The sequence below is a fragment of the Roseateles sp. UC29_93 genome (assembly GCF_042695725.1).
GTDB lineage: Bacteria > Pseudomonadota > Gammaproteobacteria > Burkholderiales > Burkholderiaceae_C > Roseateles > Roseateles noduli_A.
Genome location: NZ_CP170545.1, coordinates 4693280 through 4716688, shown reverse-complemented (window position 1 = coordinate 4716688; position 23409 = coordinate 4693280). Strand labels below are relative to the sequence as shown.

Below are 23409 nucleotides of genomic sequence, written 5' to 3'. Positions count from 1 at the left end.
TAGCACACAATGCCCGGCGCCAGACACGACTGGACACCATAACAAGCAGGAGACACCCATGTCAGGTCCATCCGACCCGGGCTTTGATACCTTGGCGCTACACGCCGGGGCCGCGCCCGACCCCACCACCGGCGCCCGCGCCGTACCGCTGCATCTGACGACCTCGTTCGTGTTCGAGAGTGCCGAGCAGGCCGCGGGCCTGTTCAACATGGAACGCAGCGGGCACGTGTACTCGCGGCTGTCGAACCCGACGACGGCCGTGCTGGAGGAACGCATCGCCGCGCTCGACGGCGGCATCGGCGGCCTGGCCACCGCCAGCGGCCAGGCGGCCCTGCACCTCGCGATCGCGACGATCGCGGCGGCCGGCGACCACATCGTGGCGTCGAGCGCGCTGTACGGCGGTTCCCACAACCTGCTGCACTACACGCTGAAGCGCTTCGGCATCGAGACGACCTTCGTGCGGCCCGGCGACCTGGACGCCTGGCGCGCGGCGATCCGACCGCAGACGAAACTGCTGCTGGGCGAGAGCCTCGGCAATCCCGGCCTCGACGTGCTGGACATCCCGTCGATCGCGCAGATCGCGCACGAGGCGCACCGGCCGCTGCTGGTCGACGCGACCTTCGCGACGCCGTATCTGCAGCAGCCGATCGCGCTGGGGGCGGACCTCGTCTACCACTCGGCCACCAAGTTCCTGTGCGGGCACGGGACCGTCGTGGGCGGACTGCTGGTCGACGGCGGGCGCTTCGACTGGGACCGTGCCCATGCGGCAAGCGGCGAGCGTCGCCGTTTCGCCGAACTCTGCGAGCCGTACGACGGCTTCCACGGCATGGTGTTCTCGGAGGAAAGCACCGTCGGCGCCTTCCTGCTGCGCGCGCGTCGCGAGGGCCTGCGCGACTTCGGCGCCTGCATGAGCCCGCACACCGCCTGGCTGATCCTGCAGGGTATCGAGACACTGCCGCTGCGGATGCAGCGCCATGTGAGCAATGCGCAGAAGATCGCGGAGTTCCTCGAGACCCAGGACATCGTCGAGCGCGTGAACTACCCCGGACTGGTTTCGCATCGCGATCACGCGCTGGCGCAGAAGCTGCTGCCCAAGGGGAGCGGCGCGGTCTTCAGCTTCGACTTGAAGGGCGGACGCGAGCCGGGCCGGCGCTTCATCGAATCGCTGCGGCTGTTCTCGCATCTGGCGAATGTCGGCGATGCCCGCTCGCTGGTCATCCATCCTGCGTCGACGACGCATTTCCGGATGGACGACGCGGCGCTCGCGGCGTCGGGCATCCGGGCCGGGACGATCCGCCTATCCATCGGACTGGAAGATCCCGACGACCTGATCGCCGATCTGAAAACCGCGTTGAAGGTGGCGTCGAAATGAGTGCGAAGAAGCTCAAGGTCCAAGGCCGGTCGGCCTATGCGTACACCGGCGGCAAGCGCTTCGACGCGACCCTGCCGTGTGTCGTGTTCATCCACGGCGCGCTGCACGACCACAGCGTGTGGACGCTGCTGGCGCGCCACTTCGCCCACCACGGCCACGGCGTGCTGGCGGTCGACCTGCCCGGGCACGGCCGCAGCGAAGGCCCCGCGCTGGGCGATGTGGAGGCGCTCGGTGACTGGATCAACGAGGTGCTCGACGCCGCCGGCGCCGGCGCGCCGGGCGCGAACGGCACGGTGTCGCTGGTCGGTCACTCGATGGGCTCGCTGATCGCGCTCGAAGCCGCGGCACGGCGCCCGGCGCGCGTGTCGCGGCTGGTGATGGTCGGCACCGCGTGGCCGATGAAGGTCTCGGACGCGCTGCTGAGCACCTCGCGCGAACGGCCGCGGGCGGCGATGGCGATGGTCAACGCGTTCTCGCACTCGACGACGGCGGGCAAGCCCTCTTATCCCGGACCGGGCGCGTGGATGCACGGCGGCAACCTGGCGCTCATGGAGCGCATGCAGGACGGCTACGGCGAGCACGGCAATCTCTTCGAGCACGACTTCCTGGTCTGCGATCGCTACCAGCGCGCGCCGGAGGCTGTCGCGCAAGTGACCGCGGCCGGCATCCGGTCGGAGATGATCCTTGGCGCGAAAGACGCGATGACGCCGCCGAAGGCGGCAAAGCAGCTGGCCGAGATGCTCGGCGCGCGCGTGCAGACCTTGCCGGCCGGGCATTCACTGATGACCGAGGCGCCGGAGGGGATGTTGAATGCATTGAAGGCGGCGCTGGTCTGAGCGCCGTACGGTGACGACCTCAGCCAAGCAGACGGCCCGCGAGGGCCGCGCCAGGAGACGACCATGAGCACCAGCCCCCTGCCCCACGCGCCCCAGGATTCGGACCCGAACGCCGACCGCGTGAAGGAGATGCGCAGCTTCGCCGAGTTCTATCCGTTCTACCTCGGCGAGCACCGCAACCGGACCTGCCGGCGGCTGCACTTCGTCGGCTCGACGCTGGGGCTGCTGTGCCTGGCTTACGCGCTGGCGACGCAGACGTGGAGCTTCGTGCTCATCGGCCTGCTGTGCGGCTACGCGTTCGCGTGGATCGGGCACTTCGGGTTCGAGAAGAACCGGCCCCGCGTCGTTCAAGCGGCCGCTGTACAGCTTCATGGGCGATTGGGTCATGTACAAGGACATCTGGATCGGGAAGATCCGGTTCTGATGGGGGGGCCGGACACCGCCTCGTTCCGGATCGTCCCAGGCACCCGAACCCACGCTGGACTTGGTTGACAAAGGACCCTTCCATTCGCCGTGTCGCGAGTGGAGGTTCAAATCGAGGTCAACCAGGACAGGCCAATGATGAAGACGACGAACGCGCACGACGGCGCGGCGCAAGGATTGAGTGCGTTTGCTGAAGTTCATGCCGCCACGGAGACAGCGGCGCAGGATGCGGCCTCTGGTACCGAGCGCTCTTTGGCCGAGTTGCCCCCGGAGTTGCTCGAAAGGATCGGCAGCCATCTCGGCGCAAAGGATCTTGTCGCACTCACCCGCACAGGTTCCAGACACATCGCCGCGTCCTTCGCCTACCAGCTGAACCAGGCGCGCACGCTCGACGCTGTGAGAAAAGCGTGCGAACGCTCCACCGACCTCGCCGTGTTGACCTCATCGATCCAGGGTTTGCGGCCCGCGCATCAGGTCGACGCCCTGCAGCAGTGGGCGACGCGCCTCCGCGAATTGCCTGCGGTGCGACGGTCCGACCGCGTCGCCGACTTTTACGCTGTCGTCGCCTCCTTGCCTCACATCGCGGACCAGCCCCCATTGGCCCTGAAGTTGAGACTGGCATGTCATGACAGCGCCTGGTCCGCGGTGGAAGCAGGAGAAAGCGAGGAGGCGGTCGCCGCCGCCTTCCAACTGTCGTCGCCTCGGGAGATGAAGCGATTGGCATGGACCGTCGCTCACAAGGAGGCAAGCGCACTCGTGGGCGCTGGCGCTTCAGTCTCCGAGACCGCCAGCGCGTTCGATCTGGACAGGATGGGCTACGACTATCTGGCGCATCGATCCGTCGACGGACCTGCCGGGGCCGCCGCGCTGGCGGGGCAACCCATTCAGGAGGTGTATCAGTCCGGCAGTTTCTTCAGTAACAAGCGCAGGGGATATCAATTTTATTTCAGTGAAGGTGCCATCCGCAGGTTGGACCAGATGGTTTTCGATGGGCCAGCCAGCCAGGCCGTCCTGGCGGGCGAGAGGGTGGTGGATGTCTTCCTCCGCCATGGCTTCAGCAGCGTCAGCTACCACTTCCGATTGCAGGAGTTGGCCTGCCAGGGTCCTGCCGGGGAGGCCGTCAAGGCGGGAGAAGATGTGGAAGCGGTCGCCAAGCGATATGGCATCAACGCCCCGAGTTGCCTCCGTCGCTGGCTACAGGAACCCGGCGAGTCGTCTTGACGACGACCTGCCTGGATTCCCTGCGCGCTGGCGTCACGCCGCGCCAGCGAGTTCTCCGATCAGTGCCTCGTAGCGCCGCAACGGTCGACCCAGCAGGGTCTCCAGGCGCTGGACGGTGCCGGCGGCCGGCGTCATGCCGTGCTGCTGGATGCGGGCCATCATCAACCGCATGTCGTAGGCCATCCAGGACGGCGCCGCGTTGGCCAGTTGGGCCTCGAAGGCCGCGAGGTCATCGCCGCCGTAGCGGATCTCACGCTGCAGCACGCGGCTCCAGGCTTCGGCGGCCGAGGCGCCCGACAGTTCCTCCGGGCCGACGACGTCGAGCACCACACGCGGCAGCGGTCCGGGCGCTGCATCACGGCGCAGCAGTTCCGCGACGGCGACATCCGCCAGATCGCGCGTGTCGATCATCGCCACACCCGCGGTGCCGATGGGCATCGGATAGACGCCGTAGCCTTCGATCACCGATTGCACCTGCTGATCGTTCTGCATGAAGTAGGCCGGGCGCAGCACCGTCACGGGCAGGTCCAGGCTCTCGATCATCCGCTCCACCGTGTGCTTGCCGGTGAAGTGCGGCACGTCGGTGAACCGGTCCGCGTGGATCACGGACAGGTAGACGATGCGCTCGATGCCGGCCTCTCGCGCCAGGCTCAGCGTCTGCAGGCCTTGCGTGACTTCGTCCGGCGTGACCGCGTTGAGCAGGAACAGCGTGCGCACGCCCGACAGCGCGTGGCGCATCGACGGGATGTCGGACATGTCGGCGACGACCTCGGTGACGCCGTCCGGCAACTGCGCCCTGCCCGACTTGCGGACCAGCGCCTTGACGGAAGCGCCTTCGCGCGCGAGACCTTGGACGACGAGGGAACCGATGGTGCCGCTGGCACCGGTGACGAGGATGCTCATGGGGGACTCCTTGTGGGGATGGTGGGTGGTGAAAGGGAACGGGAGAACGGGGTGACGGGGAATCGATCAGGCGCCGAAGTCGACGACGGCCTTGCCGTGGATGGCGCCATTGCGGTGGCGCTCGATGGCGGCGGGCAGCGCCGTGAAGGGCACGACCTCGCCGACGCGGGCCTGCAGCTCGCCCCTGGCGACCTGCTGCGCGACGTGCCCCAGCAGCGCCGCGTCGGGCTTCATGACGAACCACAGGCCTCGCAGGCCTGACGGCGTGCTGGCCAGGATCCCGGGCGACGAGGTGCCGACGACGACACCGTTGCGGGACAAGACCTGCCACGTGCGGTCGAGCACGTCGCCGCCGACGTAGTCGAGCACCAGGTCGATGTCGCGCACCACCGATTCGAAGCGCTCCGTCCGGTAGTCGATGACCTGGTCAGCGCCGAGCGCGCGGACCGCGTCGATGTCGTCGCTGGCGGCGGTCGCGATGACATGAGCGCCGGCGCGCTTCGCGAACTGGACTGCGAAGCGGCCCAGTCCACCGGCCGCGCCATGCACCAGCACGCGTTGGGACGGCCAGAGGGGGCCGGCGAAGTGCAGGCTCTGCCAGGCGGCCAGAACGGCGACGGGCAGCGACGCGGCGGTCAGGTCATCGAGCGCTTCGGGCGTCGGCGCCAGATTCGCCTCGTTCACGGCGACCAGTTCGGCGTAGGCGCCCAGAGCGCCGAGCGGCCCCATCACACGGTCGCCGACCTGGAAGCGCGACACGCCGGGGCCGACGGCCTCGACAACGCCGGCCAGCTCGATGCCAAGCACCGCCGGCAAGGCGATCGGAAAGGCGTCGCGGACGTAGCCCTCGCGCACCTTCCAGTCGAGGGCGTTGAGGCCGGCGGCCCGAACGCGCACCAGCACTTGGCCGGCCTGCGCGACCGGGGCGGCGATCGTGGACATCGTGGTGGCCTCGGCGCCGCCGTAGGCATTCAGGGTCAGGGCTTGCACGGTGGTCATGGTTCAGTTCCTTCCATCGGTGGGTTGCGATGGATGAACGATAGGCCGTTGCATTCGATAAACACAGACGCCAAAATCAATACTGTCTGTCTCACTGGTGGAACACATGGACCTGAACGCACTGGCGGACTTCAATCTGGTCGCGACGCATGGCGGCTTCGGGCGGGCGAGCCGTGCCAGCCGGCGCTCGAAGGCGACCCTGTCGCGTCGCGTCGCGGATCTGGAGGAGCAGCTCGGCGTGCGCCTCATCGAGCGCAGCGCGAAGGGTCTGGAGCTGACGGAAGCGGGTCAGGCTTTGCTCAGCCGGACGGAAGGTCCGATGAACGAGGTGGCCGATGCCTTCGCGTCCACGCGCGAAGGCGCGGATCAGGTGCGCGGGCAATTGCGCGTCGCCGCGCCGCTGCTGTTCTCGCAGCTCGCGATGGGACGCCTGAGTGCCGAGTTCCGCGCGCTCCACCCCGGCGTGACCGTCGAGGTCGTCGGTGAGGACCGGGTGGTGAACCTCGTCGATGAACGATTCGACGTGGCGATCCGGCCCAACCCGCGCATGGACACCGCGCTCGTGGGACGCTGCTTCGCGAAGGACCGGCTGGTGGTCGTCGCGGCGCCGTCGTTCGCGATGCCTGCATCCAGCAGGCCCATCTCAGGCAAGACGGTCTCTCGCAGATCCGCCGCAGGCAAGGCGCCTTCGGGCGAGGCAGTTTCGAGCGAAACCGTGGTGGAGGTGCCCGCGGTGGAGGTGCCCGCAGTGGAGGTGCCCGCGGTGGTCAGCGCGACCCGGGAGGGCGAGGTCTGGGAACTCGACGGCGGCGCGCTGAGGCTCGCACCAAGACCGGTGCTGCGGCTGTCGTCGATGCTGATGGTGAGAGACGCCACGCTCGCAGGCGCGGGCGTCGCGTTGCTGCCTCAATCCATCGTCTGGAGCCAGCTCACGCGCGGCGAACTCGTCCAATGGGGCGCAGTGAGCGGCAAGGAGGTCGAGCTGTGGGTGCTGCACACCTCGCGCCGGCTCGCGAGTCCCAAGGTCAAGGCGTTTGTGGACTTCATGTGCGCCAGGTATCCGGAGGGCGTGCTGACCTTGACCGGCTGAAGTCAGGGCGTCGCCATGACAGGCAACAACGCCTTCGCCGCCTCGATCCTCAGCGCCATCGGTACGGTCGCATCGTTCATCACCTGCAGCAGGAATGCGCGGGGATCGCTGAAGCCGGTGGCGAGCGCGTAAGAAGACGCTGGGCCGGAGGCGTCCGGCGTCGACGACGCGGTTGCCGGTGCCAGGTCTTGCGGGAGCGTCGGCGCGAGCTGCCCCATCGCCACCGCCCACTCCTGCGGGGTGATGCTCTTCAACGTCTTCAGCAGGTCCGCCTGCCCTTCGACGCCCGGCGGGATGTCGAGCCAGGTCGCCTCGACGAACACCGGCGCCAGGTCCGGCGCGACGAACGCGGACCATTGGCCTTCCTTGACCTCGGCCGGCACCGCCGGAGGCTCCGTCAGGCATCGGATGCGCGGCGCGGCGACGTCGCTGAGATAGCGCGACGTCAATCCGTCGAAGAACGCCCTCGCCTCGTCCGGTGAACAGCCCTGCTGCAGCGAGAACCACAGCTGATAGCTGTTCTCCCCCGCGATGGCGATGCCCGGCGCGGGCAGCGAGAGATCGAGCTGCACACCGCGCCAGACGGCGCCGAGCAGGTCCCGATCCGAGGGGCGCCCGACGTCGAGCACGAGCGCGAGCACCGATCCGTCAGGACCGGCGGCGTAGAGACGTTGGAATTCAGCGGTGAGTCGGGACACTTGGATGAACTGGACTGAAGGAATCAGCCCCGAACTCTACGTCCTTGTCCGCCTGACCGCTCAGCCTTGCGCCGACGGCGGAGCCTGCTCCGCCTGCGCCTGCAGCGACGCCAGCATGTCATCCGCCATCGCGTCCAGGTCGTAGCCGAGCTTCCAGCCCCAGTCGCGTTGCGCGACCGAGTCGTCGATGGACTGCGGCCAGCTCGCCGCGATGTTCTGGCGGAAGTCCGGCGCGTAGTCGATCTCGAAGCCCGCGATCTTCCGGCGGATGGACGCGGCGATCTGCTCCGGCGTGAAGCTCACGCCCGCCAGGTTGTAGCTGCCCCATTCGGTGATGCGCTCCGCCGGCGCTTCCATCAGCTCCAGCGTCGCGCGCAGCGCGTCGGGCATGTACATCATCGGCAGCGCCTGGTCTTCCTTCAGGAAGCAGGTGTAGCGGCCGTGCTTGAGCGCCTCGTGAAAGATCTCGACCGCGTAGTCGGTCGTGCCGCCGCCCGGGGGCGTCTTCCAGCTGATCAGGCCCGGGTAGCGCAGGCTGCGCACGTCCACGCCGTGGTTGGCGTGGTACCAGCGGCACCAGCCCTCGCCCGCCAGCTTGGAGATGCCGTAGATCGTCGTCGGGTCCATCACCGTCGTCTGCGGCGTGTCGCGCTTGGGCGTCTGCGGGCCGAAGGCCGCGATCGAGCTCGGCCAGAACACGCGCTCCAGCTTCACCGTGCGCGCCAGCTCCAGCACGTTGAGCAGGCCCTTCATGTTCAGGTCCCAGGCCCACATCGGGTGCTTCTCGCCGGTGGCCGACAGGGCCGCCGCCAGGTGGTAGACCTGCGTGATGCCGTGGCGCTTGACCACCGCCGCCAGCGCGGCCGCGTCCGTCACGTCCAGCATCTCGTGCGTCAGCTGCGGCACGCGGCCTTGCGGCGCCACGTCGCTGGTGATCACGTTGGCGTTGCCGTGGCGTTTCGCGAGCTCCACCGCCAGTTCGGAACCGATCTGGCCGTTCGCGCCGATCAACAGGATCTTCGTCGTCATGGGATCTTCTTCTAACGCTGCTTCTTACTTCACCAGGCCCAGCTCGCGGCCCGCCTGCGCGAACGCGGCCACCGCCTGCTCCAGATGCTCGCGCTCATGCACGGCGGAGATCTGCACTCTCACTCTGGCCTGCTCCTTCGGGACCACCGGGTAGAAGAAGCCGACCGCGTAGACGCCCAGCTCCAGCAGGCGCGCGCTCAGCTGCTGCGCCTTGACCGCGTCGAACAGCATCACCGGCACGATCGGATGCGTGCCCGGCTTGATCTGGAAACCGGCCTGCTGGATCGCCTCGCGGAAGTAGGTCGTGTTGGCCTCGAGCTTGTCGCGCAGCGCGGTGCTGCCTTCCAGCAGGTCCAGCACGGCGATCGATGCGCCGACGATGCTCGGCGCCACGGTGTTGGAGAACAGGTAGGGACGCGAACGCTGGCGCAGCAGCTCGATCACTTCCTTGCGGCCGGTCGTGAAACCGCCGGACGCGCCGCCCAGCGCCTTGCCCAGGGTGCCGGTGATGATGTCGACCTTGCCGAACACGCCGCGGTGTTCATGCGTGCCGCGACCGGTCTTGCCCATGAAGCCGCTGGCGTGGCACTCGTCGATCGCGAGCAGCGCGCCGAAGCGGTTGGTGATCTCGCGGATCTTGTCGAGCTGCGCGATCGTGCCGTCCATCGAGAACACGCCGTCGGTGAAGACCATGACGTGGCGGGCGCCGGCGGCGCGCGCGGCCGTCAGCTGGGCCTCCAGGTCGGCCATGTCGTTGTGCTTGTAGCGGAAGCGCTTGGCCTTGCACAGGCGGATGCCGTCGATGATGGAGGCGTGGTTCAGCTCGTCGCTGATGATCGCGTCCTGCTCGCCCAGCAGCGGCTCGAACAGACCGCCGTTGGCGTCGAAGGCGGCCGCGTACAGGATGGTGTCCTCGGTGCCGAGGAAACGCGCCAGGCGCTGCTCGAGTTCCTTGTGGATGTCCTGCGTCCCGCAGATGAAGCGCACCGACGACAGCCCGTAGCCGTGCGTGCGCAGCGCCTCATGCGCGGCTTCCACGACCTTCGGATGCGAGGACAGGCCCAGGTAGTTGTTGGCGCACAGGTTGAGCACCTCGCGACCGTCGTTCGTCCTCACGATCGCGCCCTGCGGGCCCGTGATGATGCGCTCGCTCTTGTAGAGGCCGGCGTCGCGGATGCCTTGCAGCTCGTTCTGCAGGTGGCGATAGAAGTCGTCGGTGGACGGGGGGACGATGTTGGTCATGCGGTGCTCCTGCGGCACAATCCGTTAAATCGAACGTGTTCGTTATATCGAACAGCCGTGCAGTATCAAGGAAGCACCGCAGCCGGTCAAGGCGTCGACGCTTCCCGGAACGCTACCCGAGTTCCCCCGTTTCCCTGAATGTCCCGAACGCTCGCCGCCCTTTTGCCCAAGCCGCCGATGTCCGCCACCCCTTCCGAGAAACTGGAACCACCGCGCGTCGGTGCGACCTTGCAGACGCTGCGGCAATCGCAGGGCCTGTCGCTGGACGAACTCTCGCGAAGAGCGGGCGTGTCCAAGTCGATGCTCTCGCAGATCGAGCGCAACCAGGCCGATCCCACGGTGGCCGTGGTGTGGCGGCTGGCCAATGCGCTGCGGGTGGAGTTGTCCGAGCTGCTGGGCGGCGAAAGACCCGCCGCGCCGCCGATCGAGATCGTCGCGTCGCACGGGACGCCCGGGCTGTCGAGCCCCGACGGCCTGTGCCGGCTGCGGATCCTCGGTCCCATCGACCTGGCCGGCAACTTCGAGTGGTACGAACTGACCGTGCAACCGGGCGGCGCACTGGAGTCCGCAGCGCATGAGCCGGGCTCCCGCGAGCACCTGAGCGTGCTGGGTGGCGAACTCGAGGTGACGGCCGGCGGCAGCCGCCAGATGGTCAAGACCGGCGAGACCGCGCGTTATGCGGTCGACGGCGCGCACGCGATCCGCAACCTGTCGAAGAAAGCGGCGACGGCGCTGCTGGTCGTGCTGCACGCCTGACGCAACGGGTCTGGGCTCGTCGTCAGGACGTCCAGAGCCATGGATCCACAACGTGGACCCCAGTCGTCTCGAAATGTTTGATGTTGCGAGTCGACACGGTCATGCGATTGGCCTTTGCAATCGCTGCAATGGCGCCATCGTCAAACTTCACCGGTCGTCCTTTTGCCTTTCCAAGCCCAACGATCTTGCCGAACTCTCGTGCGGCACTTTCATCGAACGGCAGGATACGACCCTCGAAGAGCGGAAGCAGCTCGCGCTCAATGAGACGCTGCAGCCCTGAGCGGCGATTCCCCTTGGGCAAGACCTCCACGCCCGCGAACAACTCGGCCACGGTGATGGTGGAAATATGAAGATCCCAAGGATCCTGAGCGTTCAACCACCCCAACACCGCCGCGCTTGGCCGCGGCTTGAGCGGTTCGGACACGACATTGGTGTCAAGCAGGATCATTCGAACTCAGCCGGCGTCACTTTCGTCGTGCGCCGTGGAAGCTTCAAACCGGGTTGCCCCATCCGCTGACCGATGCGCGCCAGCGCCGTGCCCAGCCCTTCCGCGGGAGCTGCCGCATCCTCCAGGATCTGGCGAATCTCAGCCTCAGTGCTTCGTCCATGACGCGCAGCACGACGCTTGAGCGCCTCATGGGCGACATCCGAAAGATTCCTGATCGTCACCGCTGCCATTGATATCACTCCGATGAGAGATTGCTATCAAGTCTAGCCTCAATCAGACTCGTCCCCCCACAAGACCCCTTCCCGGACGCCTTGCGAACGGCAGAATCAACCCCCTGTTACTTGACCCCTGCGTCAGCGTCGTCACAATGGGCCGCATTCGCGGAGGCGAGGGAGCGTATTGCAGTCAAGGCAGTCCACATGCAGCAACGCTCGTTTTCAGACAAGCACCCCCACATCCCCACCCCGACCCAACCGGCCACGATCGATACCGAAACCCAGGCGAAGCAGCTCCAGCTGCTGGATGGATCCGCGCGTCTGCGCGTCGCCGAGCAGAGAGCGCGCGAGCATCGCTCCACGCCCTTGATCGACAAGGCCGCGCTGCCGCTCGGCGCCACGCCGAAGTACGGCATGAAACCGACGGGCGCGACGCGACCCAAGCCGCCCTACCGGCGGGCGATCTTTTCCGTGGTGGCCCTGCTGGCGGTGATCGGCGGCGCGGCCGTCACGTGGCTGCGGTAGCGGACGCGGTCGAGGACGCCGCGGGCGTCAAGGGCGTCGCGAGCCCTGCCGCCCCGCCGGACCCGGCGGGTGAGCCGCGCCCGATCAGCACGCCCACGGTCGTCTGTTCCCAGCCGGCCTGCTCCCACAGCGCCGACAGGCCCGGCTGCCGGTCCGCCAGCAGCGTCCGGATGAGGGGCTCGGCGATCGTCGAGGACGGCTCGCAGAGCAGCACCAGGCGCTGCGCGCCCTCCTCTTCCAGGCGCCCGATCCAGTCCAGCTTCTGCAGGTGCTGGATCACAGGTTCCAGTTGCAGCGGGTCGACCGACATGCGCTGCGACAGGCCGAGCATCGACAGGCCGGACTCCCCGCCGGCGCGCGCCGCGTCGAGCTCGCCGATCACGTCCAGCGCCAGCGCCATCTGCATGCCCGGCTTGTTGCCGCGCACGCTGACGCCGCCGGCCAGGGCCGGCGCGTTGGCCGCCAGGATCGCGCCGAGCAGCACGATCGACCAGCCGACATAGATCCAGATCAGGAAGATGGGCACGGCCGCGAACGCGCCGTAGAGCGTCGAATAGGTCGGCACCTGCTTCACGTACCAGGCCAGCGCCAGCTTGGCCAGGTGGAAGGCCACGGCGACGAAGGCCGCGCCGGTCAGGGCGTGGCGCCAGCGCACGTCGGTGTTGGGCACATAGTGGAAAAGCCCCGCGATGGCGGCCCAGAGCACCAGCAGGTCCACGCTGTTGAGCAGCACCACCAGCCCGCGCGGCAGGTTGTCGACGAGGTCGCGGCCGGCCGAGACCAGCAGGCTGGTGACCGTGAGGCTGCCGCCCAGCAGCAACGGGCCCAGCGTCAGCGCCGCCCAGTACACGAGCACGCGCTGCGCGATCGGCCGCGGCCGCTGCACGCGCCAGATCTGGTTGAGCGTGCGGTCGATCGTGAGCATCAGCGACAGCGCCGTCACCGCCAGCACGATCAGGCCGACGACGCCAAGCCGGTTCGCCTTCGCCGCGAACTGCGTCAGCGACATCAGCACCGGGCGCGCGATGTTGTCGGGGATCAGCGACTTGAGGAAGTACTTCTCCAGCGCGGACTGGAAGCTGGAGAACATCGGGAACGCGGTGAACAGCGCCAGCGCGACGGTCAGCAGCGGCACCAGCGAGATCAGCGTCGTGAAGGTCAGGCTGCCGGCCGTGAGGCCCAGGCGTTCCTCGCGGAAACGCTGCACGAACAGGCGCAGCGTGCGCGCATACGGCCACGTCAACAGCTCCCGTCCGAGCTCCCGGATTCCCTCGCGCCAGCTCTGCGTCTGCGCCTGAACTTCACTGATCATGCTGGCTATGATGCCAGCCATGTCAAGCCTCGATGCCGCCCCTTCGATGAGCGCCGCGCCCGCCTCGCCGACGTCCCGCTCGGCCCCGACCGCGCGCGAACGCGGCAGCCGGCAGCTCGCGTTCTTCGCCACGCTGGCGCTGGCGCTGGTGTGCCTGGCGTGGGAGCTCTGGCTCGCGCCGACCGGGCGCGGCACGCTCGCGATCAAGGCGCTGCCGCTGCTGCTGCCGCTGCCCGGCCTGTGGCGCTACCGCATGTACACCTATCGCTGGCTCAGCCTGATGATCTGGCTCTACGTGACCGAAGGGCTGGTGCGCGGCACGTCCGAGGGCGGCGTCGGCATGGCGCTCGCGTGGGTCGAGGTCGTGTTGTCGGTGACGATCTTCGTCGCCTGCGCCGCGCAGATCCGGCAGCGGCTGGCCGAGGCGCGGCTGGCTGAAGCCCGGCCGGATGCCGCCGGGGCAGTCGACGCGTCGCGACAGGACGCCGCCGCGAAGGGCAGCGCGAAGGACGCCGCATGAGTGCCGCACTGATCGATGCGCTGCGCGCGGCGCTGGGCGAGGCGCACGTCCTGCTGCCCGCGGAGCACGATCTCTCCGGCTACGAACGCGACTGGCGCAAGCGCTATGTGGGGCGTGCGCTCGCGGTGGTGAGACCGGCGGACACGGCGCAGGTCGCCGCGGTCGTGACGCTCGCCCGCGAGCACGGCGTGGCGCTGGTGCCGCAAGGCGGCAACACCGGACTGGTCGGAGGCGGCGTTCCCGACGACTCGGGCGCGCAACTGCTGCTCAGCCTGCAGCGTCTGAACCGTGTCCGCCAGATCGATCCGTCCAACCTGACGATGACCGTCGAGGCCGGCTGCGTGCTGCAGAACGTGCAGCAGGCCGCGCGCGACGCGGGCTGGCTGTTCCCGCTGAGCCTCGCGGCCGAGGGCAGCTGCACCATCGGCGGCAACCTCGCGACCAACGCCGGGGGCACGCAGGTGCTGCGCTACGGCAACGCGCGCGAGCTGTGCCTGGGCCTGGAGGTCGTGACCGCCGACGGCACGGTCTGGGACGGGCTGTCCGGGCTGCGCAAGGACAACACCGGCTACGACCTGCGCGACCTGTTCATCGGCTCCGAGGGCACGCTGGGCGTGATCACCGCGGCGACGCTGAAGCTGCATCCGCTGCCGCGCGCGCGGATGACGGCGCTGGCCGCCTGCGACACGCTGGGCGACGCCGTGACGCTGCTGGACCTGGCGCGATCGCGCTGCGGCGCGGCGCTGACCGGTTTCGAGGTCATGAACGCGCTGTCGCTGGCGCTGGTCGGCAAGCATTTCCCGCAGCTGACGCAGCCGCTCGGTCCGCGGCCGTGGACGGTGCTGCTGGAGCTGTCGGACAGTGAAGGCGAGGACCACGCCCGCACGCAGTTCGAGGGCCTGCTCGAGGAAGCCCTGGAGCGCGGCGCGATCGACGACGCGGCGGTGGCCGAGAGCCTGTCGCAGAGCCAGGCGATGTGGCACCTGCGCGAGTCCATCCCGCTGGCGCAGAGCGAGGAAGGCCTGAACATCAAGCACGACATCGCGCTGCCGGTGTCGCGCATCCCGGCCTTCGTCGAGCGCTGCGACGCGCAGCTGGCGGAGCATTTCCCAGGCTCGCGGCTGGTGGACTTCGGCCACTTGGGCGACGGCAACCTGCACTACAACGTCCAGGCGCCGGAGGGGGTCGCGCCCGCCGACTTCCTGCGCGAGCACGAGGCCGGGGTCAACGCGCTTGTCTACGACCAGGTGACGGCGCACGGCGGCTCCATCTCCGCCGAACACGGCATCGGGCAGCTCAAGCGCGAGGAACTGGCGCAACGCAAGAGCCCGGTGGCGATGCAGCTGATGCGGCAGATCAAGCAGGCGCTGGATCCGCGCGGCCTGCTCAATCCGGGGTCGGGTGGTCTGAGCAGCGGACCCGCCAGTGCAAACGCCCGATGCACGGCATCGGGCGTCCTTGATCGGCGAGGGTCGACGGTCAGGATCGGTCAGCGGCCCCGGGGCACGTCAAGACCTGGCACCTCGCACCGGCGCACCGCCGGTCGCGACGGATCACGGCGTGCGAACAGGGCTGATCTTGCGGATCAGGTTGTTGTTCTGATCCGCCACATAGACGTTCCCGTCGCTGTCCACGGCCACGCCTTCCGGCTGACGGAATGACGAATTGGCGCCAATGCCGTTGACCGATCCGCTCGCCCCGGAGCCCGCCAGCGTCGTGACATCGCCCGCCGGAGTGATCCTGCGGATCAGGTTGTTTCCCGAATCCGCCACATAGACGTTCCCACCCCGGTCCACGGCCACGCCAGCTGGATAGTTGAATGCGGCACTGAGGCCATTGCCGTTGGCGGCGCCCGCTTGCCCCGAACCCGCCAGCGTCGTGACATCGCCTGCGGGCGTGATCTTGCGGATCAGGTGGTTAGTCGTATCCGCCACATAGACATTCCCGACACTGTCCACGCCCACGCCCACCGGCAGCGTGAACTTGGCCAACACGCCAAAGCCGTTGTCCGCGCCCTGCGCTCCGGAGCCTGCCAGCGTCGTGACATCGCCTGCGGGTGTGATCTTGCGGATCAGGTTGTTGCTCGTATCCGCCACGTAGACGTTCCCGCTACCGTCCACGCCCACGCCAAACGGAGCGCTGAAGCGCGCAGCGGCGCCATTGCCATCGGTCGCGCCACTTGCCAACGAGCCTGCCAAGGTCGTGACATCGCCTGCGGGCGTGATCTTGCGGATCAGGTTGTTGTTCGAATCCGCCACATAGACATTCCCGTTGCCGTCGACGGCCACGCCTGCTGGATTGGTGAATGTTGCATTGACACCATTGCCATTGGCCGAACCCGACGTCGCCGAGCCCGCCAGCGTCGTGACGTCGCCTGCGGTTGTGATCTTGCGGATCTGTTGGCCATCCTGCACATAGAGGACTCCCAGACGGTCCACGGTCACGCTGCCTGGCGCAGAGAACTGTGCATTGACGCCATTGCCATTGGCGGAACCATTCGCCCCTGAGCCCGCAAACGTCGTGACGTTCGCCTGCGCTGCGGTGCACACGACGGTCACGTTGCTCACCGGGGAGGTCGCGCTGCCGCTGCCGTTGGTGACGGCGCAGTTCTGCCACAGCGGTTGCGCCTTGACAGTGACGGTATAGGTTGCGCCATTGGCGACCGGCGTTGCGAAGCTGAAGGCACCGTTGCCTTGCACGCGCAGGTCTTCGCTACCGTTCTTGCTCAGAATCAAGTCGTTGCCAGCATCCAGACCCATCACGTTTCCGCCAATGGGGCGGGCAGGATCCGGAACCGGCGTGGTCGGCGTGGTCGGCGTGGTCGGTGTCGTCGGTGTCGTCGGCGTGGTCGGCGTCGTCGGTGTCGTCGGCGTGGTCGGCGTGGTCGGCGTGGTCGGCGTCGTCGGTGTCGTCGGTGTCGTCGGCGTCGTTGGCGTCGTTGGCGTCGTCGGCGTCGTTGGCGTCGTCGGCGTGGTCGGCGTGGTCGGTGTCGTCGGAGTCGTCGGAGTCGTCGGATCGGTGCCCACGGGAGGAGACGCCGGGTCAACAGGCTCGCCGCCGCCGCCGCAAGCCGCCAAGCTCACCGATAGACAGATCGACACCGCCGCTTTCACGGTATTCAGTGCCGCTCGCCGCGGCGCCTTGACTTGAATCGAATGCATCGCGTTGCTCCAAAGTTGCTAGGAGCTGCCTAAGTCTCACTGGCGCACAGAGAGTTCGCGAGACGGATGTTTTGGTTGCCAAAACTGAACAGGAAAAGTGTGAGAACTTCGGCACCGCCACCCCGCAGGCACAATCCATGCGCTTCCGCGCCCGCCTGTCCTCGATGCCCCTTCCGACGCCCCCGCCCCCTTCACGACTGATCCGTCTTCATCTGCTCGGGCTGGCCGCCGGGCATGCGCTGACCGTGCTGCTGACGCCTGCCGCGCACGCGCAGTCCGCGACGCCGTCCGAGCAGCCCCTCGCGCACCTGCAGCACACGACCTGGACGCTCAAGGACGGCATGCCGGGTCCGGTGATGGCGATCGCGCAGACCACCGACGGCTACCTGTGGCTGGGCACCGGCACCGGACTGTTCCGCTTCGATGGCGTGCGCTTCGAGCGCTTCGACGCCCTCGCCGGTGAATCGCTGCCGAGCCGGCAGGTGTTGTCGCTCTTCGCGACGAAAGACAACGCGCTGTGGGTCGGCCTGCTCGACGGCGGCGCCGCGCTGGTGCGCCAGGGCCGCGTCCTCCACGTCGATCCGGCCGGGGGGCATTTCTCCTACTCGACGCGGGCCTTCGCCGCCGAACGCGACGGCACGCTCTGGGTCGCCACCGGTCGCGCGCTGCTGAAGCGCCAGCGCGACGCCTGGATCCCCGTCGGACCGGAATCCGGCTACGTCGACGCCAGCGGCCATCCTCCGCCGACGCTCAACGTCGCGGTGGACAGCAGCAACAACATCTGGGTCGTCACCGACCGCGCCATCTTCGTGAAACCGGCAGGCGCCGTGCGCTTCACCGTCGTCGATGTGCCGGCGCTCGGCCAGTCGCAGCTCGTGATCGGCGGCGGCCGCGCCTGGGCCAACGACATGTCGCCTGCTGTCGGGGGTCTGCGGCCTCTGCCGCTGCCCGGCGAGTCGACCGACCCCGCCGCGCCACCGGTCGCCGTGCCGAAAAGCTTCTTCGTGCCCGCGTTCGACCGCAACGGCAAGCTCTGGTTCGGCGCGAAGGACGGGCTCAATCGTCTGGCGATCGAGGGCGCGGCGGCCTCCGCGCCGGCGGCGCATCAGTACCTGGGCACCGACAAGGGGCTGTCCGGCGAACTCGTGACCCGCGTCTTCCAGGACCGCGACGGCGCGATCTGGGTCGGCACCAACGGCGGGCTGGACCGCTTCCCGCGGCGCGGCGGTCGACCGCGTCGAGCTGCCCGACCGCAGCGCCAGCATCGCGATGACGGCGGACGCGCAGGGGCGCGTCTGGATCGCCTCCGGGAACTCCATCCAGCAGTTGGCGCCCGGACAATCGACGCCGGAAAAGATGCCCACCGACCCTCGGATGGAAACCTTCACCGCCGTGTTCGTCGACAGCCGGCAGCGGCTCTGGGTCGGCGGCCGCACCGGGCTGTGGCGGCAGGAAGGGACCGGCTTCGTCCAGGTGCCCACGCCCGACGGGCAGCCGTGGACCGTCCCGGTGTTCGAGATCACCGAGGACACGACTGGCGCGCTCTGGTTCAACGCGCATCGCTACGGGTTGATGCGCTACGCCGATGGGCGCGTCACGCGACTGTCCGGCAGCGAGGGGTTCCCGCTCAAGGGGCCCGACGCCATCGGCACGGACGATCGCGGCCGCGTCTGGATCGGCTACAACGACGGCAGCGTGCTGCGGCACGAGGCCGGCAAGACGACGGCGCTGTCGTCGGCCGACGGCTTGAAGGTCGGCGCGATCAAGGTCATCGCGCGGCAAGGATCGCACCTGTGGATCGGCGGCGAACGCGGCGTGCAGCTCGCGTCCGAGGCCGGCATGCCGATGCTGCGCCTGAAGGACCCCGAAGCGCTGGACGGCGTCTCCGGCATCGTCGAAACACCCGATGGCGAGCTGTGGCTCAACGGCGCGAACGGGATCACGCGGCTCACCGCCGACGAAGTCCGCCGCGCGCTGACCGCGTCCAGCGACGGCGCGCGCCCGTCGGGGCGCCGCTTCGATCTGATCGACGGTCTCTCGGGCCGCGCCGAGCAGTCGTGGCCGCTGCGCACGGCCGCGCGCACGCCGGATGGCGTGCTCTGGTTCTCGCTCAGCAATGGCGTGGTCCGCATCGATCCGGCCCGTCTGCCCCAGGGCGAGCCGGCCCCGCCGCCGGTCGAGGTGCAACGGCTCTTCGTGCACGGCGAGCCCGTGCCGGTCGGCGGCAGCGGCAGCAACGGCGGGAGCGACGGGAGCGACGGGCACGCTGGCAACGGCCCCCAACGCCTGGCCGCCGGCACGCGGGACCTGGAGATCGCCTACACCGCCATCAGCCTTGCCCAGCCCGAGCGCACGCGCTTCCGATATCGCCTGATCGGCCAGGACCGGGACTGGCAGGACGCCGGCACGCGGCGTCGCGCCTTCTATACCAACCTCGGGCCCGGGACCTACGACTTCCACGTCGAGTCCTCCCAGGACGGCGGCCCGTGGAGCGCCGCGCCCGCGACGCTGCGTTTCGAGATCGCGCCGACCTTGACCCAGAACGCATGGTTCCGCGCGGCGGCCGTGCTCGCGGGCTTCGGCGCGCTGGGGGGCCTGGCCGCGCTGCGCGGGCGTCAACGCCGCCTGCATGAACAGGACCGCCTCGCCGCCCGAGTGCAGGAGCGTGAGCGCATCGCGCGCGACCTGCACGACACGCTGCTGCAAGGCGTCTACGGACTGATCCTTCGATTCGAGGCCATCGCTCGCAGGCTGCCCGGCACCGAGCGCGCCGCGATGGAACGCGTGCTGACCGACGCCGATGCGCTGCTCGTCGAGGGCCGCGACCGGGTCACCGACCTGCGCCTGCCGCCGCCCGACACCAATCTGCTCGAGCACACGCTGGAGGCGCTGGGGCGCGAGCTCTCGCACACGCACGGCGCCGCCTTCGCGCTGACGGTCGAGGGCACGCCGAGGCCATTGGCGCCAGCGCTGGCCGCGTCGATCTGCCTGATCGCGCGCGAAGCGATCTTCAACGCGTTCCAGCACGCCCAGGCCGAGCGCATCGAGGTCACGCTCCGGTTCGACGACGCCAGCTTCGCGCTGTTCGTGCGGGACGACGGCGTCGGCGTGCCCGACGAGGTGCAGGACCGCGGCGGCCGGCCGGGCCACTGGGGCCTGTCCGGCATGCGGGAACGCGCGGAACTCGCCGGCATCGTCTACCGCCTCACGTCCCGCCCAGGCGCGGGCACGGAGGTCGAGCTGCGCGCGGCGGCCACGCAGGCGTACGCCGCGTCCGGCGATGCCGCGTCGCGCGCGCGTCCGGCGACGCCTGGTGGCGCCGCCTGCGGCGCGGCTGACCGGCCGGAAACGGAAAGGGCGCCTGGTCGAGGCGCCCTTCCCTTCACCGTCAGGCGTCGCCGGCGCTCAGCCCCGGCCCGCGCGCCTCAATCGTCGCCCGCGCCCAGCACGGCCTCGTGGTGCGCGACGGGGCGGCCGCGGTTGATCAGCCCGGCGATCAGCCACCACACGAAGATCAGCGTGGTGAGGAACCCGACGATCACCGCCAGCTCGACCAGCCGGTTGATCGCCATCGCGCCCACCTTGCCCCAGCCGTCGGCTGCCTTTGCCACGCGGGCGCGCTGCTTGTCGCGGAACATCTCGATGCTGTCGTAGAAGCTCGGCACCATCAGCAGCGTCAGGAAGGTCGACGTGATCGTGCCGCCGATGATCGCCACCGCCATCGGGCGGTAGAACTCGCCGCCTTCGCCGATGCCCACCGCCACCGGCAGCATGCCGGCGATCAGCGCGAAGGTCGTCATCAGGATCGGCCGGAAGCGCTTGCGGCCCGCGTGCATCAGCGCCTCCTCGCGCGGCACGCCGGCGGCCTCCTCCTGACGCGCCGCGTCCAGCAGCAGGATCGCGTTCTTCGCCACCAGGCCGGCCAGCATGATGATCCCGATGAAGCTCATCAGGTTCAGCGTGCCCTTGGTCAGCAGCAACGCCACCACCACGCCGATCAGCGACAGCGGCAGCGACAGCATCACGCCCATCGGCGCCGTGAAGCTGCCGAACTGCATCACCAGGATCAGGTACATCAGCCCGATGCCCGAGAACAGCGCGATGGCCATCGCGCTGAAGACCTCCTGCTGGTCCTTGGCCGCGCCCGCCAGCTCGATGCCGTAGCCGGGCGGGAAGTTGATCGCCTTGGCCAGCTTCAGCGCGTCGCTGGTGACCTCGCCGGGCGAGCGGCCGTGCGCGTTGGCCGACACCGCGATCATCCGCTTGCCGTCCGCGTGCTGGATCTTGGCCGGGCCCTTGCCCATCGTCACCGTCGCGATCTGTTCCAGCGGCACCATCACGCCGGCGCCGGTCACGGCGATCGGCAGGCGCTCGATGTTGCTGGCGTCGACGCGGTCCTCCGGCGCCAGCCGTACCGCCACGTCGCGCGTCTCGCTGCTCGGGTCGATCCAGTCGCCGACCTCCACGCCGGCGAAGGCCACCCGCAAGGAGTTGGCCGCGTCGCCCACCGAGATTCCCAGCGTGTTGGCCAGGCCGCGGTTGAGCTCGATCTGCAGCTCGTTCTGCGGATCCTGCTCCGACAGGCCCACGTCCACTGCGCCCGGCACGCGGCGCAGCTTTTCCATGTAGTCGGTCGTGATCTCCATGAGCTTGCGCGAGTCCGCGCCGGAGAAGCGGATCTGCACCGGCTTCTGCGCGCCGTTGTTCAGGTCGTCGAGCACGACGTACTCCGCCCCCACCAGCCGCGCCACCCGCGTGCGCAGGTCGGCGGCGATCTCCGCCGCGCTGCGCTTGCGCTGGGTGCTCTTGCCCAGGTCCACGTAGATGCGGCCGCCGCTGGCGTTGACGCTCTCGTTGGTGGCCACCGTCTCGGGCATCTCGCGCGCCAGCGCGGACGCGGCGCCCATCTTCAGCCGCGCGTACTCGAGGCTGGACGAGGCCGGCGTCCGGACCTCGATGGCGATGGTCCCGGAATCCGACGCCGGCAGGAAGCTCGTGCCGCCCAGCTTGACCTGCAGGAAGATCGCGAGCGCGAAGCTCAGGACCGCGAACACCGCCATCCAGCGGCGGTGATGCAGCGCCCAGGCGATCACGTGACCGTAACCGTCGGCCTGGCGGTCGAACCACTCGTTGAACGCCTGCAGCTTCTTGGAGATGCCGGTCTTGGGCGCCTCGTGATGCCCCGGGGGATCGCCCCAGAACGCCGACAGCATCGGGTCCAGCGTGAACGAGATGAACAGCGACACCAGCACCGAGGCGACCACCGTCAGCCCGAACGGCCGGAACCATTCGCCCGACACGCCCGGCATGAAGGCCACCGGGATGAACACGGCCACGATGGAGAAGGTCGTCGCCGCGACGGCCAGGCCGATCTCCGCGGTGCCCTTCAACGCGGCGGTGCGGCGGTCGGCGCCGCGCTCCATGTGGCGCACGATGTTCTCGCGCACCACGATCGCGTCGTCGATCAGCACGCCGATCGCCAGCGACAGGCCCAGCAGGCTCATGAAGTTCAGCGTGAAGCCGCACAGCCAGACCGCGATGAAGGCCGCGATCACCGAGGTCGGCAGCGACAGCGCCGTGATCATCGTCGAGCGCCAGGAGTTCAGGAACACGTAGACGACGAAGATCGTCAGGCCCGCGCCAAACACCAGCGCGTGGATCACGTTGTTCAGGCTGTCCTGCGCGTCCTGCCCGCCGTCCTGCACGACCTCGAGCTTGGTGCCCTTGGGCAAGGACTTGTCGATCTCCTCGACCAGCTTGCGGACCTCCTTGGCCACGCTCACCGTCGAGGCGTCGCGCGAGCGCGTGACCATGATGCCGACGTTCGGGTGACCGTTGCGCACCGACAGGCCGGTCTGCTCCGCGAAGCCGTCCTGCACCGTGGCCACCTGGCCCAGGCGGATCAGCTCGCTGCCGGAGCGCTTGACGACGATCTGGTTGAAGTCGGCCGGCGACTCGATGCGGCCCAGCAGCCGGATGCTCTGGTCCTCCAGCTGTCCGCGCACCTTGCCCACCGGCGCCGTCGTGTTCTGCATGCGCAGCGCGTTGACGACCTCGGTCACGGAGACGTTGAACTCGCGCAGCTTCTGCGCGTTCAGCAGCACCGACAGCTCACGCTTGAGCGAGCCGTTCACCGTCACCGTCGCCGCGCCGGGGATGGCGCGGAAGCGGTCGGCGAACTGGTCCTCGGCCATCCGCGAGATCTCGGCATGCGACTGGCTGCTGGACGACAGCGCCAGCTGCATGATCGGCTGCGCCGACGGGTCGACGCGCTGCAGCACCGGCTCGCGCATTTCCGTCGGCAGCTTGTGGCGGACCGCGGCGATCGCGTTGCGGACCTCGTCGGCCGCCTCGATCATGTTCTTGTCGAAGTTGAAGAACAGCAGCAGCTGGGCCGATCCTTCGCCCGAGGTCGAACGGACCTCGTTCACGCCGGAGATGCTCTGCAGCGACTTCTCGATGCGGTTGACGATCTCGCGCTCGGAGGTCTCCGGCGAGGCGCCCGGATAGCTGATGCTGACCACCAGCAGCGGCAGGTCGACGTCGGGCCGCTCGTTGACGCGCAGCTTGGACAGGGCCAGCAGGCCCAGGGCCATCAAGCCGATGATGATCACGATCATCGCGATCGGCTTCTTGACCGAGAAATTGGAGAGGAACAT

The 23409-nt window shown here is 68.7% G+C and carries 18 protein-coding genes and 4 pseudogenes; 12 read left to right on the top strand and 10 right to left on the bottom strand.

Annotation, left to right across the window (positions count from 1 at the left end):
• The first annotated feature begins 58 nt into the window (after nucleotides 1-58).
• The 4 genes and pseudogenes from ACFJIX_RS21975 to ACFJIX_RS21960 all read left to right on the top strand — a co-directional run bounded on the left by ACFJIX_RS21975 (nucleotide 59) and on the right by ACFJIX_RS21960 (nucleotide 3852).
• On the top strand, nucleotides 59-1372 hold the full coding sequence (locus ACFJIX_RS21975; RefSeq protein WP_377154833.1) for an O-acetylhomoserine aminocarboxypropyltransferase: 1314 nt from the start codon (nucleotides 59-61) through the stop codon (nucleotides 1370-1372).
• Nucleotides 1369-2208, top strand: a complete 840-nt coding sequence (locus ACFJIX_RS21970) for an alpha/beta fold hydrolase (RefSeq protein ID WP_377154832.1) — start codon at nucleotides 1369-1371, stop codon at nucleotides 2206-2208. Before ACFJIX_RS21975 ends, ACFJIX_RS21970 begins: the two co-directional genes overlap by 4 nt.
• A 63-nt stretch (nucleotides 2209-2271) precedes the next feature.
• Nucleotides 2272-2632, top strand: a pseudogene (locus tag ACFJIX_RS21965) (Mpo1-like protein).
• Nucleotides 2633-2769: 137 nt separating this feature from the next.
• A complete protein-coding gene (locus ACFJIX_RS21960) occupies nucleotides 2770-3852 on the top strand; it encodes a hypothetical protein (RefSeq protein ID WP_377154831.1) in 1083 nt (360 codons plus the stop codon).
• A gap of 33 nt (nucleotides 3853-3885) precedes the next feature.
• Here ACFJIX_RS21960 and ACFJIX_RS21955 read toward each other — a convergent pair whose 3' ends face one another.
• Together ACFJIX_RS21955 and ACFJIX_RS21950 are read right to left on the bottom strand one after the other, a co-directional pair.
• On the bottom strand, nucleotides 3886-4755 hold the full coding sequence (locus ACFJIX_RS21955; protein WP_377154830.1) for an SDR family oxidoreductase: 870 nt from the start codon (nucleotides 4753-4755) through the stop codon (nucleotides 3886-3888).
• Nucleotides 4756-4821: 66 nt separating this feature from the next.
• Nucleotides 4822-5754 carry an NADP-dependent oxidoreductase gene (locus ACFJIX_RS21950; protein ID WP_377154829.1) on the bottom strand — a complete coding sequence of 311 codons (933 nt, stop codon included), beginning with the start codon at nucleotides 5752-5754 and terminating at the stop codon, nucleotides 4822-4824.
• 106 nt (nucleotides 5755-5860) lie between these two features.
• On the opposite strand from ACFJIX_RS21950, the gene ACFJIX_RS21945 reads away from it, so the two are divergent.
• Nucleotides 5861-6844, top strand: coding sequence for a LysR family transcriptional regulator (locus ACFJIX_RS21945; protein ID WP_377154828.1), 984 nt, complete (start codon nucleotides 5861-5863; stop codon nucleotides 6842-6844).
• A gap of 2 nt (nucleotides 6845-6846) precedes the next feature.
• Here ACFJIX_RS21945 and ACFJIX_RS21940 read toward each other — a convergent pair whose 3' ends face one another.
• Genes ACFJIX_RS21940 through kbl form a run of 3 tightly spaced genes read right to left on the bottom strand, consistent with a single transcriptional unit; the run spans nucleotide 6847 to nucleotide 9813 of the window.
• On the bottom strand, nucleotides 6847-7542 hold the full coding sequence (locus ACFJIX_RS21940; RefSeq protein ID WP_377154827.1) for a hypothetical protein: 696 nt from the start codon (nucleotides 7540-7542) through the stop codon (nucleotides 6847-6849).
• Nucleotides 7543-7602: 60 nt separating this feature from the next.
• Complete coding sequence (locus ACFJIX_RS21935; RefSeq protein ID WP_377154826.1) at nucleotides 7603-8571, bottom strand: NAD-dependent epimerase/dehydratase family protein; 969 nt, start codon at nucleotides 8569-8571, stop codon at nucleotides 7603-7605.
• Between the two features lie 24 nt (nucleotides 8572-8595).
• Nucleotides 8596-9813 carry a glycine C-acetyltransferase gene (gene kbl / locus ACFJIX_RS21930; RefSeq protein WP_377154825.1) on the bottom strand — a complete coding sequence of 406 codons (1218 nt, stop codon included), beginning with the start codon at nucleotides 9811-9813 and terminating at the stop codon, nucleotides 8596-8598.
• 177 nt (nucleotides 9814-9990) lie between these two features.
• Between kbl and ACFJIX_RS21925 the strand changes: the two genes are divergently transcribed.
• Nucleotides 9991-10569, top strand: a complete 579-nt coding sequence (locus tag ACFJIX_RS21925) for a helix-turn-helix domain-containing protein (RefSeq protein WP_377154824.1) — start codon at nucleotides 9991-9993, stop codon at nucleotides 10567-10569.
• Nucleotides 10570-10591: 22 nt separating this feature from the next.
• Here the strand turns inward: ACFJIX_RS21925 and ACFJIX_RS21920 are convergent, their stop codons facing one another.
• Both ACFJIX_RS21920 and ACFJIX_RS21915 read right to left on the bottom strand, forming a co-directional pair.
• Nucleotides 10592-11017, bottom strand: coding sequence for a type II toxin-antitoxin system VapC family toxin (locus ACFJIX_RS21920; RefSeq protein ID WP_377154823.1), 426 nt, complete (start codon nucleotides 11015-11017; stop codon nucleotides 10592-10594).
• On the bottom strand, nucleotides 11014-11247 hold the full coding sequence (locus tag ACFJIX_RS21915) for a plasmid stability protein (protein WP_377154822.1): 234 nt from the start codon (nucleotides 11245-11247) through the stop codon (nucleotides 11014-11016). Before ACFJIX_RS21915 ends, ACFJIX_RS21920 begins: the two co-directional genes overlap by 4 nt.
• 189 nt (nucleotides 11248-11436) lie before the next feature.
• Here ACFJIX_RS21915 and ACFJIX_RS21910 point away from each other — a divergent pair, with 189 nt between their 5' ends.
• A complete protein-coding gene (locus tag ACFJIX_RS21910) occupies nucleotides 11437-11757 on the top strand; it encodes a hypothetical protein (RefSeq protein ID WP_377154821.1) in 321 nt (106 codons plus the stop codon).
• Here ACFJIX_RS21910 and ACFJIX_RS21905 read toward each other — a convergent pair.
• Nucleotides 11741-13069, bottom strand: a complete 1329-nt coding sequence (locus ACFJIX_RS21905; protein WP_377154820.1) for a YihY family inner membrane protein — start codon at nucleotides 13067-13069, stop codon at nucleotides 11741-11743. The genes ACFJIX_RS21910 and ACFJIX_RS21905 overlap by 17 nt on opposite strands.
• Before the next feature lie 19 nt (nucleotides 13070-13088).
• Here ACFJIX_RS21905 and ACFJIX_RS21900 point away from each other — a divergent pair, with 19 nt between their 5' ends.
• Entirely contained in the window at nucleotides 13089-13589 is a 501-nt protein-coding gene (locus tag ACFJIX_RS21900) for a DUF2069 domain-containing protein (protein ID WP_377154819.1), read from the top strand.
• A pseudogene (locus tag ACFJIX_RS21895) lies at nucleotides 13586-14986 on the top strand (FAD-binding oxidoreductase); the annotation flags it as partial. The gene ACFJIX_RS21900 and the pseudogene ACFJIX_RS21895, both read left to right, overlap by 4 nt.
• 156 nt (nucleotides 14987-15142) lie before the next feature.
• Here the strand turns inward: ACFJIX_RS21895 and ACFJIX_RS21890 are convergent.
• The gene (locus ACFJIX_RS21890; RefSeq protein ID WP_377154818.1) at nucleotides 15143-16348 is read right to left on the bottom strand and encodes an NHL repeat-containing protein; all 1206 of its coding nucleotides are present in this window, start codon (nucleotides 16346-16348) and stop codon (nucleotides 15143-15145) included.
• A 40-nt stretch (nucleotides 16349-16388) separates the two neighbouring features.
• On the opposite strand from ACFJIX_RS21890, the gene ACFJIX_RS21885 reads away from it, so the two are divergent.
• The 3 genes and pseudogenes from ACFJIX_RS21885 to ACFJIX_RS21875 form a co-directional block, all read left to right on the top strand.
• Entirely contained in the window at nucleotides 16389-16739 is a 351-nt protein-coding gene (locus ACFJIX_RS21885) for a hypothetical protein (protein WP_377154817.1), read from the top strand.
• Nucleotides 16740-16887: 148 nt separating this feature from the next.
• Nucleotides 16888-17916, top strand: a pseudogene (locus ACFJIX_RS21880) (two-component regulator propeller domain-containing protein); the annotation flags it as partial.
• A 103-nt stretch (nucleotides 17917-18019) separates the two neighbouring features.
• Nucleotides 18020-19987: pseudogene (locus ACFJIX_RS21875) on the top strand (triple tyrosine motif-containing protein); the annotation flags it as partial.
• 188 nt (nucleotides 19988-20175) lie between these two features.
• On the opposite strand, the gene ACFJIX_RS21870 reads toward ACFJIX_RS21875, so the two are convergent.
• Complete coding sequence (locus tag ACFJIX_RS21870) at nucleotides 20176-23409, bottom strand: efflux RND transporter permease subunit (RefSeq protein ID WP_377154816.1); 3234 nt, start codon at nucleotides 23407-23409, stop codon at nucleotides 20176-20178.

Excerpts from the sequence above, each read along its gene's own strand:
- ACFJIX_RS21975 (WP_377154833.1), top strand. The coding sequence starts at position 59 with ATGTCAGGTCCATCCGACCCGGGCTTTGATACCTTGGCGCTACACGCC.
- ACFJIX_RS21970 (WP_377154832.1), top strand. The coding sequence starts at position 1,369 with ATGAGTGCGAAGAAGCTCAAGGTCCAAGGCCGGTCGGCCTATGCGTAC.
- ACFJIX_RS21960 (WP_377154831.1), top strand. The coding sequence starts at position 2,770 with ATGAAGACGACGAACGCGCACGACGGCGCGGCGCAAGGATTGAGTGCG.
- ACFJIX_RS21955 (WP_377154830.1), bottom strand. The coding sequence starts at position 4,755 with ATGAGCATCCTCGTCACCGGTGCCAGCGGCACCATCGGTTCCCTCGTC.
- ACFJIX_RS21950 (WP_377154829.1), bottom strand. The coding sequence starts at position 5,754 with ATGACCACCGTGCAAGCCCTGACCCTGAATGCCTACGGCGGCGCCGAG.
- ACFJIX_RS21945 (WP_377154828.1), top strand. The coding sequence starts at position 5,861 with ATGGACCTGAACGCACTGGCGGACTTCAATCTGGTCGCGACGCATGGC.
- ACFJIX_RS21935 (WP_377154826.1), bottom strand. The coding sequence starts at position 8,571 with ATGACGACGAAGATCCTGTTGATCGGCGCGAACGGCCAGATCGGTTCC.
- kbl (WP_377154825.1), bottom strand. The coding sequence starts at position 9,813 with ATGACCAACATCGTCCCCCCGTCCACCGACGACTTCTATCGCCACCTG.
- ACFJIX_RS21925 (WP_377154824.1), top strand. The coding sequence starts at position 9,991 with ATGTCCGCCACCCCTTCCGAGAAACTGGAACCACCGCGCGTCGGTGCG.
- ACFJIX_RS21920 (WP_377154823.1), bottom strand. The coding sequence starts at position 11,017 with ATGATCCTGCTTGACACCAATGTCGTGTCCGAACCGCTCAAGCCGCGG.
- ACFJIX_RS21915 (WP_377154822.1), bottom strand. The coding sequence starts at position 11,247 with ATGGCAGCGGTGACGATCAGGAATCTTTCGGATGTCGCCCATGAGGCG.
- ACFJIX_RS21910 (WP_377154821.1), top strand. The coding sequence starts at position 11,437 with ATGCAGCAACGCTCGTTTTCAGACAAGCACCCCCACATCCCCACCCCG.
- ACFJIX_RS21905 (WP_377154820.1), bottom strand. The coding sequence starts at position 13,069 with ATGATCAGTGAAGTTCAGGCGCAGACGCAGAGCTGGCGCGAGGGAATC.
- ACFJIX_RS21900 (WP_377154819.1), top strand. The coding sequence starts at position 13,089 with ATGTCAAGCCTCGATGCCGCCCCTTCGATGAGCGCCGCGCCCGCCTCG.
- ACFJIX_RS21890 (WP_377154818.1), bottom strand. The coding sequence starts at position 16,348 with ATGGGTCTGGATGCTGGCAACGACTTGATTCTGAGCAAGAACGGTAGC.
- ACFJIX_RS21870 (WP_377154816.1), bottom strand. The coding sequence starts at position 23,409 with ATGTTCCTCTCCAATTTCTCGGTCAAGAAGCCGATCGCGATGATCGTG.